An 18,034-nucleotide genomic window follows, 5' to 3' on the forward strand; every position below is an offset into this window, starting at 1 on the left:
ATTTCATATCCCAATTATATCATTCTCATATCAGCACTACAATAAAATTTTATGCTTCAATAATCTTGTTAAAAAGTTCTAAGAGTATATCATTTCATTACTCCAATCTATAATTTTGGTAAGAAAAAAGCAGTCAATCCTAAGACTAACTGCTTTGTATGTATGGATATGAAATTGTCAAGTTAGGAACTGTTTATTTTTTCTTTTTAGGTTTTGGCGTTGGTAGTTCATCATACATCACATTAAATAACCCCGTCAGAAAATCTTTATTATCAATTTCTTCCACCAATAACATTTCTTTGGCATTTTCGTATGGAATTTCATAAGTAACTGTTGGCATATAAGAAATTGCAGACTTTGTTGGTTTTACCAGTAACCTATCATCATATATACCGCCAACGATTTTTCCACGATAATAGATAATAAATTCTCCCATCATTGCACGATATGTTATTTCTTGTAGTCTTTATATTTTTGATTAGCTCCCAATAGTAGTGTGTCAATTGCTTCGGATAATTCTTTTCTTACTTTATCAGGATTAGAAAAAGCATATCTTAATTGTAAAGTTGTATAACCATGAAGCATACCTGTTACCATGTTCAAAATTTCAGTGGTCTTATCTGGATTAAAGCCACATGAGCAAATAAGTGTTTTAAGTAAAGATAGATAATCATTAAAAATGATTGCTGTTTCCTCTGTTCCATTCCAACTAGCCCATTGAATTATTTCATAAACACCGGGATGTTCAATCATATAATTAAGATATTCAACTGCCACTAATTTTAATGCTGAATCCCCTGTCTTACCGATTGCTGCACGAATCATTTTTTCATTCATAGTACGCATACCACTATGTGCTATCTCCCTAAGAAGTTCATCCAAACTTCCTATATGATTATATAAGGAGGGGGTACGAATCCCTAAATTTTCAGCAATAGCTTTCAAAGAAACATTATGAAGTCCATTTCTATCAGCCATATCAGAAGCAGTTTTTATAACTTCGGCTTTTGTAACTCGCATATTCATTTTCCTCTTTCTATACATCATTTACTTCATTTTAAGTAATCAAATTAATGAAGTCAATAATTTGGTTAAAAAAAATGAACTCTTGTATTGACAAACAGTCTTACAATATTTAAAATTACTAATGTAATTAGTTTTTATGTTATTCAAATTAGTTTACGAAAGGAAATACAAATATGTGTACAAGATTTGTGTATAATGGAAAAGAAACCATTGTTGGGTTCAATTTTGATATTGACCTTTCTGAATGGGAACATACTGTAATTGCCGAAAAAGACCGTTTTTTTATAGGGATAAAAATGTCCGATAATAAGTACCACTCTTTTCACGGAATCAATAGAAATGGGAATGTTGGCACATTGTTGTATGTACATGGAAATGACAATGCACAATTTTGCAGTAATGAATCATGCTATACAATAGCTGATTTGACAGAAAACTTTATAAAAGGCAATCTCTCTTTTGACGATTCATTGGAAATAGTGAAAAAAAAGAAAATTACTTATGCACCTGACACTACTATGCAGGCTATGTTTTCGGATAGAAATGGGCGTGTTCTCATTATTGAACCGGGGATTGGGTATCGCTTGGAAAAAGAAAAATATTCCTTAATAACAAATTACTCCATTTTAAAACCAGAATTGACTAATCCATATGTTTTATCTGGGGATAACAGATATGAAAAGGCAAAGGATTTACTGCAAGGATATGGAGAAAACTTCTCTATTTCCAACGCCTTTGATGTACTTAGGTCAGTACGTCAGGAAGGACTTTGGGCAACCAGAGTTTCTTTTATATATTCCGTTGCTAAAAATAAGGTATATTATGTGTTGAACAATGATTTCAAAAATATTGCAGAGTATCAATTCTAATATCACTGCAATTATAAACAAAAGTGGAGGATTTACATTTCCCCCACTTCCTTAGATTTGACAATACCATCTGCAACGCTTTCCATAATAACAAGGTCAGCGTCTGTGAAATTGTCTATTTTGTTTTCTAACTGCCTACGTTTGGTGCTTTTCACCTGACTGCTGGCAGGCAAGAAAAACTCATCCACTGATACATTCAGCAGAGATACAAGGTCGTAAAGCACCTGTAAACTTGGGTGCTGCCCTTTATTCTCAATGTTGGTTAAATAGCGTGGGTCAATCTCAATCATTGCTCCCACCTGTTCACGGGTCAAACCCCAATGTGGTCAACCTAGCGTCAACTTAGGGGCATATTAGCGAATAGCCTCCAATGCAAACTACAAAACAAATCGGTTTATGCTAGAAAACAGTTGCTGTTTTGTTGGAAACTAGAAGATTTATAAAAATGACCGCACTTAAATAAGCCTATTGATGAATGCTGGCTCTATTTTAAAAAGAAGCTTTTTTATTTCGAAAATGTGAACGTCCCTTGGATTTCAATTTCTTCCTTGGAAACGACCTGCCGGGCAGGAGCTGTGATCTGCAGCGTACAGCATCTGTATATAACTGTTCAATAATTGAAAGCTCAAACAGTCCGCAGAGTATTTTGGGAACAATACTTTTGATCCGTCCAATGATAAATGCACGATTGGCCTGATAACGGAACTTATTTGTGCTTTTGGCAGAAATCTGTATTTCCTCATCTGCTTCATTTTTTATAAGGGAGGCCAGATTCGATAAAAGCATATTTATATAAAATTCCTGCTGTATAGACACTGCAGTAGCACCGGAAAACTCTTCCATGGCAAAGCGGCTTTTTAGTTCTTTGTACTTAAGTTCTACAGGCCATCTGTAGAAGTAAAGTTCCCGGAACATATCTTTTGTAACAGCAGGATCAAACAGGTTTGTTGCAAGATATTCTTTTGTGCCATCATCAAGCGGAATCTCAAGGACACGTATAGGTACATCGGAAGTACCTTCTTTTGAAGTTCCCTGAAGAATGGAAATCATATCACCATTGCATTTTTTAGATAAATTGATTCCCTCTTTCAGTCTCATAACACAGAGATGCCCATGCTCTACACAGTAGCGGAACATATCTTCTGAATAATAACCTCTGTCAAAAATAATAATACTGTTGTTATATAGTCCCATATCTTCAAGAACTTTAAGATGTTCTAATGCAGCTGCTCGTTCAGAGGAAAGAAATTTATGGATAGATGCATGAAGGATATAATCATCCAGAACATCATAAATTATGGAAGCCAGTCCCATGGTATAACGTCGGTTTGGATCAGGATAGCTGGACATTTCACCAAAGAAATCAAAAGTTGATTTTGAATTCGGAAGTTCGATCCTGGAACCATCTACTGCAAAAAGATGATAACCCTGCCACAGCTTTCTTGAAGGGATCTGGCTGTAAAACAGATCAACAGAAAGATAATAAAGTTCCTTAAACAGTGAAGGATTAATGAACTGTCTGGCTTTGGAAAGTGCCTGTTTTGAAACATCCGGAAAAGAAAGTGTGCCAAGTTCTTCTCTGATCTGTGAAAGATTCTGGAACATGGAAGCTTTTGAAGAAAAGAACAGATAAATAATAACTTGCAAAAGTGAAAGTTTTCTTCGCCGTACAAAATGTTTTTCCACCCGATGGGGTTCCAGTTTAACTTGATCTGTGATATAATCTTTAATGGATTGGACGATATTTTTACAAATATTAGTTCGATTCATATGGCATACCTCCTACGTATTGGAATAGATAAATATTTCGCCGGTAACGTAATATTGCTTAATCTATAAACCACATATTTAGGAGGATATGTCAAGATATTTATATAAAAAAATCCAGAATATAAGCCCAGAATCGTTGAATTTTCAGCATTCTGGGCTTAAGTTGACCACATTGGGGTCAAACCCTGTTTTTTACGGGCTTCTTTTATGGCAAGCCCCAACGCCCTGAAATCATATTTATCTTCTTTTTTACGCATAATACACCACCTCCATACATTTTACTGTTCCTGTTATAATAGTGACAGGTATAGAAAAACGTATTGTATAGTTGTACAGTTCCTATTATGCGTATCAAAGATAAAACTATGCTGCTGAAACGGAAATAAAAAAAACCGTTATTTGGCAGTACACTTTTCTTGCGTCAAAATCTCATAAATCTTTCCAGACGACGGTTTGACAAAAGCCGCCGTCTTTCTTTTTTCCAGAATATATGGAGGTTGTATTAAAGTCAGCTTTTTTTAGGCTCCGGCGGCTTACAGGAGGAAGCCGCTATGCAAAATATTTTCTTAAATATATCTACATTCGGTAAACCGTTAAAAAAAGCCATCTACCTACACTAGAAAATTCTGACCCTCAATGTGGTTTTTCAGAATACATAGAAAGAACTATCAAAGCACACAAACAGAAATATCGTCTGTTTGCGTGCTTTTTTAGTTGGAAGAAAAAGTTTTTAAATTTTTCTTTTCAAAACGCAACTGCACCCCCTGTCCTGTCGGGACTAAGAGCGAAAAGGGGGAAAGAAGCAGAAATTCCTATCAACTCGCTCCCTTTCAAGGCTGGAAAGGGGGTGAACAATGATGAAGCCATCTGAATTTCAGACAACCATAGAGAACCAGTTTGATTATATCTGTAAAGTCGCTATGGAGGATGAACGCAAAGACTATCTCAAAGCGTTGTCCAGACAGTGTAAACGGGAAACCCTGTTCTGTGATATGGACGATTACACCGTCAATCTGTTTTCTTCCGAAGACACCTATCCATCCCACTTCCATACTTTTGAAATGGATGGATTTACTGTCCGCATTGAAAACAGCCTGTTAGCCGAAGCATTAGAAAGTCTGGACGGAAAGAAACGTGACGTTATCCTGCGATATTATTTTCTTGGATTTGACGATACGGAAATCTCAAAAATTCTGGAAGTCAACCGTTCTACCATCCAGAGAAGAAGACACGCCGGACTGGAATTTATCAAAAAATTTATGGAGGACGAAGCATGACAGCAAAGCACCCTATGATTCCGTTTCCTGTGATTGTAAGAGCTACGGACGGCGATATTGAAGCAGTCAACCAGATTGTACGCCATTACAGCGGTTTTATTGCCAGCCGTTCCATGCGTCCCATGAAAGACGAATATGGAAATACCCACATGGTTGTAGATGAGACCCTACGCCGCCGGATGGAAACACGTCTGATTGCAAAGATTTTATCTTTTGAAATCAGGGAACCAAACTAGAAATAACGCTCGCCTGTGGAAGCGTGGACAAACCCATGCTTCCCAGACAGAGCTTGCCAGTCTATTAAAGTGCATTATCACCAGTGCATTTTAACAGGCTGACAAAGCCGGATTGTTCCTTGAAAAAGAAAGCGTCTAATCAACGCAGCATAAAGCAGCCGAATACGTTTCGATAGAAAGAGAGCCGTTGGGCTGGCACGCCGTAACCCACCAAAGGAGGGATGATACCGGATAGCGATTCCTGCCAGCGTTCCATAAGTAGCTTACCGCAGAGCTGCCGCCATGACCTTTCTATTGTGATAATGATACTTCCGTACAGCCTTAGTCCGTGTGATGATGTAGCACCGCTGGCAAAGGGTACGGCTGGATGAGAACCATGCAGGGGTGAGATTCCCATGAGCTTTAGCGAAAGCTGTTCGGCTTGCTTAGATACCATTTTGAATTAGAATTTTTCATTCAAAATCAAATAACTATTTGCAGGAAAGCTGACTTGAAAAAGTAAATTCCAGTGCAACAGTAAATTCCACCGCTCTTTTAAAAGTTGCTTATAATCTAGTGATTTTTAAGAAGAAAAGCGGAATCTATGCTATAATACAAGTAATCTATGGCGAAATTTTCTGTTTTTCTGTATGGCAAACAAGCTGCTGGAGGTCGGTGTGCACGACTAAATTCCACCAGCCACATTTGAAAAATGTGAAAAGTTTACTTCCAGTCTGACAGCAGATTTCTTCATGGGTTAGTGGTTATAGCGGATCAGCTTAGGTGTTAAGATGACTTTGTCAGGGTCAATACGCCTAAGCTGAAATGCTTTTAAGACGTCTTCCCCAAAAGCCTCCAGGGCGACATCATACGGTGTACGCCCATTCAAACTCTCCCGCGGTGTTGAGTTGATGTGGCTGGTGATTAGATTCACATCCCATTGAGTCAGGAATTCAAAGGTAGTTCGTTTCGGCAGTATCATGCGGAGCATGGTGTGTGCCTGTTCAATGCCGCCTTTCTGTCCGCTTCTCATGGGATCACAGTAATAAATGTTGGTTCTCTGGATACCGGTAACACCGGTTTCGAGAGAATCAGGATCACCGAATTCAGCGCCTCTGTCGGTGAGGATATATTCAAACAGAGTCAGGAAATCGAAGGTACCAAAACGCTTTTCTAAACGGTCCAAAACGAGTCGTACAGATCCTTCCGTATTCCGGTTCATGAGGAACGCAAGAAACAGCTTTTCCCTTGTAAAAAAGAAGGTAAGCAGTGTTTTAGAGGAACCAACAGCGGAGTGGACGGTGTCCATCTCTACAAAAGATTCCAGGTGCAACTGTTGAAAATCAGCGTAAGTTCTGCCATTAAAGACACGGCGGTCAGATATCTGTGATTTATGGACTTTTCTGGGTTTAAACTTCACTTTACGTTTCAGATCAACGTTTCTGGCAGTCAGAAGTCCCATATCAAGGTAGTTGTAAACGCTGCGGACGGAAAGATTCAATTCCGGATGGTTTGCAACGATATGGTAAGGAGACTGGCCCTGATCGATCAGAGGAGTGATGATCTTATCCTTTTTGTGGAGTTCCTGTCTGGTTATAGCGATTCCGGACCTGGAATCCTTGAGACACTCCCGGTATTTCCGATCAGCGAACCTGGCATTGTAGGTATATTTGTGGGCAATCGTACAATGATTGATCTTTTTACTGCATCCATTGCAGACGTAGGGAGCCCGATCAAGTTTGCTGCAGCGTTCTTTTTGAAAATCCGGACAGGTCTGGTTACAGGTGGGACAGGAAGCACATTTAACGCCGCAAAGAAGGATCTTATTGCAGGCATTCGTTTTCTTACAACGGAAACGCTTGGTACAGAAGTTCTTCGCATTAAGAAAAGTCCCTTTGTGAAACCAATCGGAGGCTCTTCTGGCCTTCACTTCTTTTGAAATCGTAGTAGGGTCCTTACAGAGAAAGCGGGCAATATCTTTAAAGGATGTACCCTTATCCAGTTCATTCTGGATATAGATACGATCCTCTATGGTGAGATGCTTCTGGTTGCCTGGGATATATTTACTCATAGTCAAACTCCTTCTACTGCTGTCAGAAGGACGATTAAAGTATCATATCAGTATGCATGAGTAAATATCAACTGTGCAAGAGTAAACTCCACCGCCCTTTGGAGAAGTGGAATTTAAATTTTCATTTTAGGTATTTGCAGGAAATACAATCTTAATATTACTTTTGCCACAAAATCTGATATAATATAGACAGATATTGAGGGTTCCATATCTGGTCTATGGAAAGGAGGAACATGATTACAGTAACAAAAAAAGACTTAATAGAACTGGGTTATGGAACTTCATTCGCAGCAGACATCATAAGAGAAGCAAAAAAACTTATGATTTCAAAAGGGCATACCTACTATCAGTCACGCAAACTGGACAGGGTTCCCAGAGAAGCTGTGGAAGAATTGCTAGGGATTACTTTTACTGATAAATCAAACTGATTGTACTTCTTGCACATTTATGTAAGGAGTGAAATCATGGCAAAAGACCCTATTAAGAAAGCAGAAAACGGAACTTATTATTTTAGAGCAAACTTAGGTTTTCATCCGATTACCGGAAAACAGATTCAGAAATACAAAAGCGGATTCAAGACAAAAAAAGAAGCCAGAGAAGCATATTCAAAACTTATGCTGACATCTACAGAAGAATTAACAGAAAAGAAACAGCAGCTATCTTTTCAACAGTTTATTGAGGAAACTTATCTTCCTTGGTATAAAACACAAGTAAAGGAAAGCACCTATCTGAACCGCCGTTCTACCATTCAGAAGCATTTTTCATACTTTTACAAAATGACGGTGGATGAGATAGAACCCATTAACGTCCAGAACTGGCAGCTTGAACTCGCAAAAGAATTTAGTCCAAACTATATCCGTATTGTACAGGGTATGCTCTCTATTGCCTTTGACAGAGCAGTTGTTCTCGGTCTTGCAAAGAAAAATCCATCACGAATGATAGGAAACATCAAGAGCAAGAAAACAAAAGTGGATTTCTGGACACTGGATGAATTTCAAAAGGTAATTTCCCTGCTCTACAAGGGAGATTATTACGAACATTACCTTTTCATTTCATACTGGCTCCTGTTTATGACCGGAATGAGAATCGGAGAAGCCGCAGCCCTGCAATGGTCGGACATCAACTTTGAAACCGGACTTTTAAGTATAACGAAGACGCTGTACTATAAAACAATGGACGAATACAAATTTGTGGAGCCAAAGACGCAAGCCAGTATTCGCACTATCTATATTGACACAGATACCATCAAAGAATTAAAAGCATGGCAGGAAGTACAGCAAAAGGTTTTAAAGGACTGCGACCTTGTACTAAGCTATAATGGGATTCCCACCAGTAAGCACACCCTCCCACGGGCATTAGAAAAACTTGCTGGATTGGCAGGCGTACACCGTATCAAAATTCATGCACTCAGACACCCGTATGTCAAGCCCACGACAAAAAAATTTATAACTTTTTTTGAAGTTTTTCGGGCAGCTTCATAGCTGCCCATAGCTGTTTCAAATGGGTGTTCACGGTTATACCTCCTTTTCAGATTCCTTAGTTTCTAAGAAATCCTGTGTTGCATATTCAATCTCAATCCGATCTCCTGGAAAGACGTAAACTTTGTTGATAAGCCGGTCAATCAGAGCTTTTGTCAGCATGTTGGCGTTTCCGACTTCCTGCACAATTTCCTGTTGTTTCAGCTTAATCTCATAATCACTTTTTATCTGCTTTGTCTGTGCAGTGATGACAGCATGAACATTTTTGGCTTGTACCAGTTCCGTATCATAAACCGCTTTTCGTGTCCGATAGGTTTCCAAATCAATCTCTCCGAGTGCATACTGCTCATAAAGATGCCGCTTGCTGTCTTGAATAGAACGGAGTTTTTCTTCATGTTCGGCCTGCTGGACTGTCTGCAAATCCAATTTATCCTTATTGCTATCAATTCCCAATGCCGGACACATTTGAGCCCGAATTGTTTCAAATACAACCTGCTCCAGATCTGCCATCTTTATGCGCACACCATGACAAGGAAGCGTTTCAGCCACCTCGGAATGACGGCAATAAAACCACGCATCATTTCGTAGAGCCATTGCATGATCGCAGCATCCACAGAATACCTTACCACGGAGCAGATAATCACGCGGCTTTTTATTTGACAGAGAGAAACGCTTAATTGAAGCATTGGCTTTCTCAAATAGATCCACACTTACAATAGCCGGATGATGGTTCGGTATTTTGAACCACTCACTTTCATCCTTTAACTGTGTATGTCGGCTGCCAATCTCTTTTACCTTTCTCTTGCCAATTACATAGGTACCGATATATCTTTGATCTTCTAAAATACGCAGGACCGTTGATGTACTCCAAACGCCGTTTGTTCGGGAAACATTGTAATAGTCCTTGCCTTTAAGTTTGCGATATTCCCCAGGGGTGGGGATATTCATGGCATACAGTTTTCTTGTTATCTCGGCTGCGGTGTTGCCTTCAGACGCCCATTGAAATATCATCTGCACATTCGGGGCAACATCCTCGTCCGGTTCCATACGTCCGTCTGCACTCTTGCGATAGCCGTAAGGACAGATGACACTCTGATATTCTCCACGACGCATCTTTGCGTATTTTGCACTTTTGGTTTTCATGGACATATCCCGACTATAACACTCGCTAATAAGATACTTGAAAGCAATATCAATTGGTCTTATGTCAAGAAAAAGTACAAATTAAATACAACCAATTTTCTCTTTTTATGTAATTGTTAACTTGCTAAGCTTGTTACAGTCGTTTCCAGATTTTTTAGATATTGTTCCTCATATTCATTTGGAGATAAATATCCACAATGACTATGAATACGGACGGTGTTGTAGAACGTCTCGATATATTCAAAAATCAATTTATATGCATGAGTATAATTGAAAATTTTGAAACGATTAATCCACTCTCGTTTTAAAAGGGCATGGAACGATTCTATGCAAGCATTGTCCCAAGGATAAGCCTTCTTGGAATAGCTGTGAATCATTCCTTCCGTTGCCTTGTGAAATGCTTCTGATACATATTGACATCCTCTGTCACAATGAAAAATAAGCGGATTTTCAATATGTCTGGACTGTTTTGCCTTTTCAATACATTTTACTACATGAGATGCCTCCAACGTCTCACTTAGTACCCAGGAAATGATTTTTCTGGAATATAGATCCATAATACTGGTAAGATATACAAATCCTTCATATGTCCAAATATAAGTGATATCTGAGCACCATACAGCATCTGGATGTTCTGGATTAAATTTTTCGTTCAAAATATTTTTTAGTTTCTGGCTTAGATCAGAATCAATGGTTGTTTGAGTATACGGTTTGATCCATTGCGCTTTTATTCCCATTTGACGCATATAATTTCCCACTGTTTTTTCAGTAATAGTTTCTCCGGATTTCCGCAATTCAGCTGCAATTTTAGGAGCACCATAGTTTTGATGTGAATCATCATAAATCTTTTGGATTTTTTCTTTTAAAACAGTTCGACGAATAGACGTGTCCGAAGGAACCCGCTTCTTCCATGCATTATAACCAGATCGTGAAACGTCCAATTTTTTCAGTATCCCGCTGACAGAAACTTGACGTTTCACAGGCAGGTTGTTAATTTCTTCTACATATTTAGATGTAGCAGCGTAAAGAGTTTTTGTCATTTTCCCAGAATACCGATTGCTTTTTTTAACACTTCAAGTGCATCCTTTGTATCGCGTAATTCTCGTTGCAGACGTGCGATTTCTTTTGCTTCATCACTTGCGTAATTGCCTGAACCACGAGTAGGAACAGTTCCTTCATGTTCCTTTGCTGATTTCATCCAAGTCTTTAGTGCTGATTCACTAATTCCAAGATTTTCAGCACACTTACGAAGCGCAATCTCAGGATGCTCCAACCGATATCTTACTGCATCTTCCTTAAACTCTTGTGAATACCTTGTACCTCTTGCCATAACCATTCTCCTCTCTTGATCTATGACTATCATATAATATTTATTGAAAATGGTCATGTTTATTTTGTACTATTTATATTCTAACATCAAATCCCTCCGGTATCACCTTTGAAATTAGCCGTGTCAAAATCATCACTGACGGAAATAAAACGGGTGTGGTAAAGAGGAAATACCCGCTCAATAAAATAGCCGGTTTCAATGCTGTTACGTCCAAATCGGGAAAGGTCTTTTACAATAATACAGTTGATCTTTCCGGCCTGAACCATTGTTAAAAGTTCCTGCACCGCCGGACGCTCAAAGTTTGTCCCTGTATGACCATTGTCAATAAATTCCAAAATCTCACTGTTATCCCATTCCGGCAGAGACATAGCTTTTTCACGAAGAATCAGTTTTTGATTTGGTATACTCAAACTTTCGGTTTTGAAATCTTCCACAGAAAGACGGATATAAAGGGCAATCACATAGTTGTGCACGGTTCCACCGCCTTTCCCTGAAATTCATTTTTGAAACGGAAGGTTACATGAATATTCCGCTCGTGGTCGATCTCAATTCGTTCAATGAGCCGTTCGATCAGTTCTGCAGTCAGCACATGATCCTGTGCCAGTGTTTTTGCATCCTTTTCCATTGCACGGTATCGGGCAAGCTGGTTGTCTAGGGAGTCCATAGATTTTTCAAATACCTCAATCTCACCAGACAGAGCATTGATAGCATATTCATAATCCGCCTTCAATTCAAAGTATTCATCATTTGTCAAAATACCCTGCACAAAATTTTCATATAGACCACGGATCAGTCGGCGTGTTTTTTCAATTTCCTGCCGTTTGGCAGACATCTGAATTTTCAGCTTATCTTTTTCCTGTTTTTGTCTTGCCTCCAACTGAAAGAGTGGCAGCGACATTCCCAGCGCAACTGTCAGCTCTTTTTCAAGAATAGCCGTAACAGTAGAAATCAGTTCCTTTTCCTGCATCGTTGCGCCTTTGCAGCTATCTTTTTCTACCCGGCTGTTTGTAAGGCAGTGGAACCAATAAGTATCGGGACCTTTCCGGCGCTCGGCACGTTGCCGGTGAAGGCTTCTGCCACAATCAGCACAGAACACTTTGCCTTTGAAAATGTTTGGCGTGTAGGGGCGTTTTTGAGTTGCTTTGCTTTCTTCACAGATCTGTTTTCTGTATTCCTGAACTGCATGAAACAATTCATAGCTAATGATCGGTTCATGGGTGCATTTGGCAATAATCAGATTATCTTCTCCAGCCTTGACCTGCTGATGATCTACAATCTTTGTTTTTCCTTGCACCAGATCGCCTGTATAGACTTCGCTTTCTAAAATTTTCATCACTGTACGGGTCTGCCATTTGCCGCTTCCAATCAGGCCCGGACTGGTAATCTCGCCAGTGGTCTTTTTATAATGGCTCGGTGCCGGAATCCCCATCTCATTTAGATTGCGGACAATCCGGTTCAGAGACACATGCTCATGTGCCCATTCAAAAATCTGTTTTACCACAGGGGCAGTATTTTCATCAATCAGAAGTTTATGGCAATTATCAGGGTCTTTCCTGTAACCGTAAGGTGCCCGTGCACCAATATAGTCGCCATCTTTCATAGCCTGCCGCGCTTGTGCTTTGATTTTTCGTCCAATGTCCAGAGCATAGGCTTCATTGATCATATTTTTCAAAGGCAGCATGATACCGCCATGAAGATTTCCGGAATCCGCTGTGTCAAACTGATCCGTAACAGCAATGAAGCGAACATTATGAGCATGGAAATACTGTTCGATATAATAACCCGTGTCAATAGAATTTCGCCCTAATCGGGAAAGATCCTTAACAATCACACAGTTAATGTGGCCTGCTTCAATATCAGATAGCATTTGCTGAAATCCAGGGCGGTGAAAATTTGTCCCTGTCGCTCCGTTGTCGATATAGGTATCATACACAACGAAGTCCGGTTTATTTGAAAGAAAGTCATTCAGTACCAGCTTTTGATTTTCTACTGAGCAGCCCCGCTTTTTGTTATCCTCCACAGAAAGACGGATATACAGAGCCACATGTACATATAAAGATGGTGCCGGCATAGGCGCTGCCGTCTGTTTTCTGCTTTTTCTTGCCATTTAGCCCACCATCCTTTCTTCATTTTTTGTAGCAATCTGTTCCGCCAAAGAGATTGCTTTCTGATATTCATCCTGGTAATTAAATTCAATATGCAGTTCATCTTTACCCATGACCCGTATGCTTCGGATAAGCTGCATGACTGCCCGGCGGTCAATATCCTCCATAGTAGAAAATTTCATAAAATGGTTGATCCAACGGTTTCGTTCACTTCGGTTTTCCAATACATCTGTAAGTTTATCGTTCCATTCAGCGATTGCCTTTTGGAACAGTTCAATATCTGCATTGTATTTTCGCTTATAAGAGAGAAATTCTTCCTTTGTCAGAATTCCACTCACCAGATTTTCATAGAGTTTTGCCTTAAAGCCCTCGGTCTGTGCCACACGCTTTTCATTTACTCTAATCTGTGCGGCATATTCCTGCGCCAATTCTCGGTTGATCCGTTCCTGGCTGATACTGGACAGCAGGGCATCCAGAGAAGCAACATTTTCAATATGTCCTTTCAAACTGTCCTGTACACATTCAATCAGATCCGACTCTTTCAGCATGACCGACGATGTGCAGCCATTCTTTTTGCCGGTCGGGCAGTAATAATAGTGATACTCTTTATTTTTATAGCGGTTCGTCTTGCGGGTCATACGGCAGCCACAGCAGCCGCAGATCAAAATACCGGAAAACAGGTAAACCTTATCCGATTTGGGAGAAGTCCTTGTGTCAATCCTGCGGAGCCGTTGCACCAGATCAAAATCGTGCTTTTGTATGATCGCTTCATGGGTTCCCTCCACACGAATCCATTCCGAAGAAGGTTTGTCCTCACGCTCTTTTAATTTGAAATGGGGCGTTGTCTGTTTGCCCTGGACCAGTGTTCCGGTGTAAGTTTCATCCTGTAAAATGCGGATGATTGTAGTTGCAGACCATTTGCAATCCTTTCGGTCTGTATAGCCACCTTTTGCATGAGGCATTCCGTGATTGCGCTTATACGCTAAAGGCGAAAGAATTCCTAATCGGTTCAGTTCATCCGCTATATGGGAAGCGCTGAATCCCTCCAGCCGTTTTCTGAAAATATCCCTCACAACATTAGCAGCATATTCGTCTACTTCCAGGCTCTTGTGTTTATCGCCGACTTTCACATAACCATAGATGGTAAAAGCACCTACAAAATCCCCGCTGCGCCGTTTTACTTCCAGGGCGCTCCGTGTCTTAACGGAAATATCCCGACAGTAAGCCTCATTCATAATGTTTTTGACAGAAACTGTGAGATCATCGGCAGCGTCATTTTCCGTGTCCACATTATCGTTAATTGCGATAAAACGCACTCCATAGGCTGGAAATACCCTGCGCATATAACGGCCTGTTTCTATGTACTCACGACCTAAGCGGGAGAGGTCTTTGACAATCACGCAGTTAGCTTCGCCTTGTTCGATCATCCGCATCATTTCCTGAAATGCTGGGCGATCAAACAAAACACCACTATAACCATCGTCAATTTTTTCTGCCACAACCTCAATTTCCGGGTGTCGGGCTATGTAGTCATCGATCAGGCGCCGCTGGTTAGCAACGCTGTCACTTTCTACTGTTTTATCATCCGTGTAAGAAAGACGGATGTACTTAATCGCTTTGTAAACCTGCATAAAAAAACACTCCTTTCGTTGCACAGAAAAATCCCCGCAATTCAAGAAGTGTGGTTAGTCCATATTCAATTCCTTTTCCGATTCTTATTCTACCATGCTTTTACGGAAAAGTCAGCCCCTTTCTTAAAATTGCGCCTATCGTAAAATACCCTTGATACATTCTTCCAGGGTAGCACCTTCAGCAGAAAAGCTGGCCTGTACAGTAAAACGGCCACACTTAAAATGGTATGGATTTTTTATCTGCTGAACAAATTCTGCAATCCGTTCATCACGGGAAAGTTCTTTGTTGACAGAGACATCCCGAATGTCTACCAGCGTACCCACTTCACTGACAATGGTGTTCAATTCCATAGTATCAACTCCCTTCCGAAAACTGTGTTATCAAAACCACATGAATAGGTCGGATCTATGGTTATTACACACATAAATCCGGCCCATTATATCTGATTTCGATTTTACTGCCGTATTTGCCACGCACCCCGGCAAGTCCTTCTGTTATAAGGACGGGGCTGTTACAGGTTGCGGATAGCGTCACCGCATCATAGTCCCGCATACGCCGCCGCTTTGCCAGAGCAAGCAAACGCCGCAGGAGCTCTCCCCAAGTCTTTAGGAAGCCGTGAAGAAGTACCATTATGATCTGTGTCGTTATCGCGTCTGGCTTGCCATAGCCGGTTTCGTAGGTTGCGTTTATCGCTCGGACAGCCTGGATTCATCACCTCCTTAGGCCGCCTGTCACCGCGCCGCCCCATCTGCCGCTCGGAACACAGAACGAAGTACCTGTAACAGCGTATATTCGGTTGTCAACGAATCATGAAAGCTTATCTCAGCCTATAATGAAAATAGGATACTGACTCCACTACTTTTTTCACTTCTCTTTTTGCCTTACAATAGTCTTAGGCAGGATTAAGTTTGATTGCACCTTGGAGGATTTGCACCCCGTTTGTCAACGTAAATGATTTGCCCTTGAGCACAGCATATTGTCGCACCTTTTATGAATAGCACGAGTAGCAAAGTCCGTATTATCTCGGGCAAATCTCCTGCCAATTCTATAGTAAAGGAGTTGTTCTGTATGAAAGACCTTCTGGAAATTTCCTGTGGACTGGATGTCCACAAAGAAAAAATTGTTGCATGTATCCTGACTGGTCCTCTGGGCAAGCCAACCCGTTCTGAAATCCGTGAGTTTTCTACATTGATTCCGGATATGATAGCATTACGGAATTGGATCGTTTCTAAAAACTGCCATCATGTAGCTATGGAAAGCACCGGTATCTATTGGATGCCGATTTATGAAATACTGGAGGATGCTTTCTCTGGTGACATTACCCTGCTTGTTGTAAATGCACGCCATATGAAAAATGTTCCTGGCAAAAAGACCGATATGCGGGATTCCGAATGGATTTCCACCTTGCTTCGCGCCGGACTTTTGAACGGAAGTTTTATTCCCGAAAAAAGGATTCGGGAATTCCGCGATCTAAATCGTTACCGTAAGAGTGTCATCCGCGATATTACGTCACAGAAGAACAGGATTGAGAAATTTTTACAAAGTTCCGGCTTCCGTCTATCATCCTTTATTTCTGATATTTTTGGCGCTTCGGGTAGAAACATCATTCTGCATTTAGTTGAACATGGGCAGATTGATAAAACTGCTTTAGATTCTTGTCTCAAAACCAAGACCAGAAACCGTATTGATGAAATTCTCATGTCCGTGAACGGAACACTGTCAGAACACCAAAAGGCATTTTTAAGGATTCTCATGACTCATTATGATTCTTTAAAGAAACATCTTGCTGAAATTGAAACGAGTCTCGAGGAAGATATGGCTCCATTTGCCCTGCAGGTTGAGCAGTTGAATAGCATCTATGGAATAAGCACAACTGCTTCCTGTGCAATTATTGCTGAAATCGGTATTGATATGAAGCCGTTTAAAACTGCGGAACACATCTGCTCATGGGCCGGTTTGTGCCCAGGTAATAACGAAAGTGCTGGAAAACGAAAAAGCACCTCTGTCACAAAAGGCAATCCTTACATAAAAAGTATGCTCTGCGAAATTGCCTGGGTGATTGCAGGGAAACGCAACACTTATCTTTCGGCATGGTACTGGAGAATCAAACAGAAAAAAGGAGCCAAAAAAGCGATTGTCGCACTTGCCCGAAAACTTCTTGTCATCATCTACACAATGTTAAAACAAGGAACTCTATTTGACGAATCCTGTTTTGAAACAAGACGTAAGCACTGTGAACAAAAACAGCTTTCTCGTTATATACGGGAATTGGAAAAACATGGTTATCATGTGGAAGCTCAAAGCTAGCCTTTCTTAAATACGATCAATCTCTCACTACAGGCAGCCAATACTGTGACTGCTTTATAGTGATGCTTTCATAATTGTTGAAAACATTTGTTGTCAAGGTTCAGTTTTTGGCTACGAGTTTTATTTTCGTAGCAAGGAACAAGCAAGGGGCATGGCAGACAAATTGATATTGCAGTTGGGGTGGGAGGATGTATATGCTTCCTTACCACACCCGTCCAGCTTGTCCCGCCGAATATGTCCCTCTACTATTCAGTACATTTTTAGGGGCAAAGTTGCCGTCTGTTATAAAATTTCTTTGAAATATTTTTCCAGACTACGCAATCCGGCTTCGATAGAACGGGTGATCCGGCTTTTGTGTGTTCCTTCCGCTTTGGCAATATCTGCTTTGCTCATGCCAAGGAAAAAGTGTGCATAGATCCGTTGGCGCTGCTTTACCGGAAGTTTGGAAAGACCTTTATAAATCAACTCCGTCATTTGACGCTGTTCCCAAATTTCTGCCGGGTTAAGAGGTTTTTGCAATATCTCACGCTCAATACCTTCGTCTCGATCCAGAGAGTAAAATGCTTTATAACGGTATGTACGAATCCGATAGGCTTCCTCCAGCAACATGTATTCCCGAAGCAACAAAGCAACTTCATCCGGCACCTCAACGATCATGTCCTGTGTATAATACGGGTAATAATCCCGAAGATTGATTTTCTTCATAGTAATTTCCTCCAATTTCGATGTTTGAGTTGATGGCAAAAATCGAAATCAGAGGGTGGGCTGCGGCAGCGATAAGGTCTAAGTCTCTTTCTGATTAAAAAAAGGG

At 40.5% G+C, this 18,034-nt stretch carries 20 protein-coding genes; 7 read left to right on the forward strand and 13 right to left on the reverse strand.

The window, feature by feature from the left end:
• Positions 1 to 193: 193 nt before the first annotated feature.
• On the reverse strand, positions 194 to 454 hold the full coding sequence (locus tag NQ550_RS19785) for a competence protein TfoX (RefSeq protein WP_094030748.1): 261 nt from the start codon (positions 452 to 454) through the stop codon (positions 194 to 196).
• On the reverse strand, positions 451 to 1,020 hold the full coding sequence (locus tag NQ550_RS19790; protein ID WP_011861911.1) for a TetR/AcrR family transcriptional regulator: 570 nt from the start codon (positions 1,018 to 1,020) through the stop codon (positions 451 to 453). Before NQ550_RS19790 ends, NQ550_RS19785 begins: the two co-directional genes overlap by 4 nt.
• 194 nt (positions 1,021 to 1,214) lie before the next feature.
• Here NQ550_RS19790 and NQ550_RS19795 point away from each other — a divergent pair, with 194 nt between their 5' ends.
• On the forward strand, positions 1,215 to 1,895 hold the full coding sequence (locus NQ550_RS19795) for an Ntn hydrolase family protein (RefSeq protein ID WP_330375910.1): 681 nt from the start codon (positions 1,215 to 1,217) through the stop codon (positions 1,893 to 1,895).
• 32 nt (positions 1,896 to 1,927) lie between these two features.
• Here the strand turns inward: NQ550_RS19795 and NQ550_RS19800 are convergent, their stop codons facing one another.
• A complete protein-coding gene (locus NQ550_RS19800; RefSeq protein ID WP_465221260.1) occupies positions 1,928 to 2,185 on the reverse strand; it encodes a helix-turn-helix domain-containing protein in 258 nt (85 codons plus the stop codon).
• Positions 2,186 to 2,384: 199 nt separating this feature from the next.
• Positions 2,385 to 3,665, reverse strand: coding sequence for an IS4 family transposase (locus NQ550_RS19805; RefSeq protein WP_055058306.1), 1,281 nt, complete (start codon positions 3,663 to 3,665; stop codon positions 2,385 to 2,387).
• Between the two features lie 854 nt (positions 3,666 to 4,519).
• On the opposite strand from NQ550_RS19805, the gene NQ550_RS19815 reads away from it, so the two are divergent.
• The 3 genes from NQ550_RS19815 (at position 4,520) to NQ550_RS19825 (ending at position 5,549) form a co-directional block, all read left to right on the forward strand.
• Positions 4,520 to 4,942 (forward strand): RNA polymerase sigma factor, encoded by a 423-nt coding sequence (locus NQ550_RS19815; RefSeq protein WP_009009557.1) that lies wholly within the window; start codon positions 4,520 to 4,522, stop codon positions 4,940 to 4,942.
• Complete coding sequence (locus NQ550_RS19820; RefSeq protein WP_009009556.1) at positions 4,939 to 5,178, forward strand: helix-turn-helix domain-containing protein; 240 nt, start codon at positions 4,939 to 4,941, stop codon at positions 5,176 to 5,178. The genes NQ550_RS19815 and NQ550_RS19820 overlap by 4 nt, the downstream gene beginning before the upstream one ends.
• Before the next feature lie 221 nt (positions 5,179 to 5,399).
• Positions 5,400 to 5,549, forward strand: a complete 150-nt coding sequence (locus tag NQ550_RS19825; protein WP_181977590.1) for a hypothetical protein — start codon at positions 5,400 to 5,402, stop codon at positions 5,547 to 5,549.
• Positions 5,550 to 5,914: 365 nt separating this feature from the next.
• Here NQ550_RS19825 and NQ550_RS19830 read toward each other — a convergent pair whose 3' ends face one another.
• The gene (locus tag NQ550_RS19830; protein ID WP_025581145.1) at positions 5,915 to 7,228 is read right to left on the reverse strand and encodes an IS30 family transposase; all 1,314 of its coding nucleotides are present in this window, start codon (positions 7,226 to 7,228) and stop codon (positions 5,915 to 5,917) included.
• 233 nt (positions 7,229 to 7,461) lie between these two features.
• On the opposite strand from NQ550_RS19830, the gene NQ550_RS19835 reads away from it, so the two are divergent.
• Together NQ550_RS19835 and NQ550_RS19840 are read left to right on the forward strand one after the other, a co-directional pair.
• Positions 7,462 to 7,656 carry a DUF3173 domain-containing protein gene (locus NQ550_RS19835; RefSeq protein ID WP_011861908.1) on the forward strand — a complete coding sequence of 65 codons (195 nt, stop codon included), beginning with the start codon at positions 7,462 to 7,464 and terminating at the stop codon, positions 7,654 to 7,656.
• A gap of 36 nt (positions 7,657 to 7,692) precedes the next feature.
• Complete coding sequence (locus tag NQ550_RS19840) at positions 7,693 to 8,709, forward strand: Arm DNA-binding domain-containing protein (RefSeq protein WP_025581146.1); 1,017 nt, start codon at positions 7,693 to 7,695, stop codon at positions 8,707 to 8,709.
• A gap of 33 nt (positions 8,710 to 8,742) precedes the next feature.
• On the opposite strand, the gene NQ550_RS19845 is transcribed toward NQ550_RS19840, so the two are convergent.
• The 7 genes from NQ550_RS19845 to NQ550_RS19875 all read right to left on the reverse strand — a co-directional run bounded on the left by NQ550_RS19845 (position 8,743) and on the right by NQ550_RS19875 (position 15,266).
• Positions 8,743 to 9,849 (reverse strand): recombinase family protein, encoded by a 1,107-nt coding sequence (locus NQ550_RS19845; protein ID WP_242833702.1) that lies wholly within the window; start codon positions 9,847 to 9,849, stop codon positions 8,743 to 8,745.
• A gap of 116 nt (positions 9,850 to 9,965) precedes the next feature.
• Entirely contained in the window at positions 9,966 to 10,829 is an 864-nt protein-coding gene (locus NQ550_RS19850; RefSeq protein WP_259838605.1) for an IS3 family transposase, read from the reverse strand.
• 56 nt (positions 10,830 to 10,885) lie between these two features.
• Positions 10,886 to 11,179: a transposase gene (locus tag NQ550_RS19855; RefSeq protein ID WP_025581345.1), complete on the reverse strand. Its 294-nt coding sequence runs from the start codon at positions 11,177 to 11,179 to the stop codon at positions 10,886 to 10,888.
• An 86-nt stretch (positions 11,180 to 11,265) separates the two neighbouring features.
• Complete coding sequence (locus NQ550_RS19860; protein WP_334319807.1) at positions 11,266 to 11,589, reverse strand: recombinase family protein; 324 nt, start codon at positions 11,587 to 11,589, stop codon at positions 11,266 to 11,268.
• Positions 11,590 to 11,636: 47 nt separating this feature from the next.
• Positions 11,637 to 13,286, reverse strand: coding sequence for a recombinase family protein (locus tag NQ550_RS19865; RefSeq protein WP_025581259.1), 1,650 nt, complete (start codon positions 13,284 to 13,286; stop codon positions 11,637 to 11,639).
• Complete coding sequence (locus NQ550_RS19870) at positions 13,287 to 14,915, reverse strand: recombinase family protein (protein ID WP_025581258.1); 1,629 nt, start codon at positions 14,913 to 14,915, stop codon at positions 13,287 to 13,289.
• A 135-nt stretch (positions 14,916 to 15,050) separates the two neighbouring features.
• The gene (locus NQ550_RS19875; RefSeq protein WP_005361189.1) at positions 15,051 to 15,266 is read right to left on the reverse strand and encodes a DUF6870 family protein; all 216 of its coding nucleotides are present in this window, start codon (positions 15,264 to 15,266) and stop codon (positions 15,051 to 15,053) included.
• A 718-nt stretch (positions 15,267 to 15,984) separates the two neighbouring features.
• Between NQ550_RS19875 and NQ550_RS19880 the strand changes: the two genes are divergently transcribed.
• Positions 15,985 to 17,223, forward strand: coding sequence for an IS110 family RNA-guided transposase (locus NQ550_RS19880; protein ID WP_114091361.1), 1,239 nt, complete (start codon positions 15,985 to 15,987; stop codon positions 17,221 to 17,223).
• Between the two features lie 282 nt (positions 17,224 to 17,505).
• On the opposite strand, the gene NQ550_RS19885 is transcribed toward NQ550_RS19880, so the two are convergent.
• Positions 17,506 to 17,928, reverse strand: a complete 423-nt coding sequence (locus NQ550_RS19885; RefSeq protein ID WP_015542925.1) for a hypothetical protein — start codon at positions 17,926 to 17,928, stop codon at positions 17,506 to 17,508.
• Positions 17,929 to 18,034: the final 106 nt, after the last annotated feature.

Origin of the sequence: Blautia wexlerae DSM 19850, assembly GCF_025148125.1 — a bacterium.
Classification (GTDB): Bacteria; Bacillota; Clostridia; order Lachnospirales; family Lachnospiraceae; genus Blautia_A; species Blautia_A wexlerae.

Bases quoted from the DNA above. Each gene is read 5' to 3' on its own strand.
- NQ550_RS19790 (WP_011861911.1), bottom strand. From the start codon at position 1,020: ATGCGAGTTACAAAAGCCGAAGTTATAAAAACTGCTTCTGATATGGCT.
- NQ550_RS19800 (WP_465221260.1), bottom strand. From the start codon at position 2,185: ATGATTGAGATTGACCCACGCTATTTAACCAACATTGAGAATAAAGGG.
- NQ550_RS19805 (WP_055058306.1), bottom strand. From the start codon at position 3,665: ATGAATCGAACTAATATTTGTAAAAATATCGTCCAATCCATTAAAGAT.
- NQ550_RS19815 (WP_009009557.1), top strand. From the start codon at position 4,520: ATGATGAAGCCATCTGAATTTCAGACAACCATAGAGAACCAGTTTGAT.
- NQ550_RS19820 (WP_009009556.1), top strand. From the start codon at position 4,939: ATGACAGCAAAGCACCCTATGATTCCGTTTCCTGTGATTGTAAGAGCT.
- NQ550_RS19825 (WP_181977590.1), top strand. From the start codon at position 5,400: ATGATACCGGATAGCGATTCCTGCCAGCGTTCCATAAGTAGCTTACCG.
- NQ550_RS19830 (WP_025581145.1), bottom strand. From the start codon at position 7,228: ATGAGTAAATATATCCCAGGCAACCAGAAGCATCTCACCATAGAGGAT.
- NQ550_RS19835 (WP_011861908.1), top strand. From the start codon at position 7,462: ATGATTACAGTAACAAAAAAAGACTTAATAGAACTGGGTTATGGAACT.
- NQ550_RS19840 (WP_025581146.1), top strand. From the start codon at position 7,693: ATGGCAAAAGACCCTATTAAGAAAGCAGAAAACGGAACTTATTATTTT.
- NQ550_RS19845 (WP_242833702.1), bottom strand. From the start codon at position 9,849: ATGAAAACCAAAAGTGCAAAATACGCAAAGATGCGTCGTGGAGAATAT.
- NQ550_RS19855 (WP_025581345.1), bottom strand. From the start codon at position 11,179: ATGGCAAGAGGTACAAGGTATTCACAAGAGTTTAAGGAAGATGCAGTA.
- NQ550_RS19865 (WP_025581259.1), bottom strand. From the start codon at position 13,286: ATGGCAAGAAAAAGCAGAAAACAGACGGCAGCGCCTATGCCGGCACCA.
- NQ550_RS19870 (WP_025581258.1), bottom strand. From the start codon at position 14,915: ATGCAGGTTTACAAAGCGATTAAGTACATCCGTCTTTCTTACACGGAT.
- NQ550_RS19875 (WP_005361189.1), bottom strand. From the start codon at position 15,266: ATGGAATTGAACACCATTGTCAGTGAAGTGGGTACGCTGGTAGACATT.
- NQ550_RS19880 (WP_114091361.1), top strand. From the start codon at position 15,985: ATGAAAGACCTTCTGGAAATTTCCTGTGGACTGGATGTCCACAAAGAA.
- NQ550_RS19885 (WP_015542925.1), bottom strand. From the start codon at position 17,928: ATGAAGAAAATCAATCTTCGGGATTATTACCCGTATTATACACAGGAC.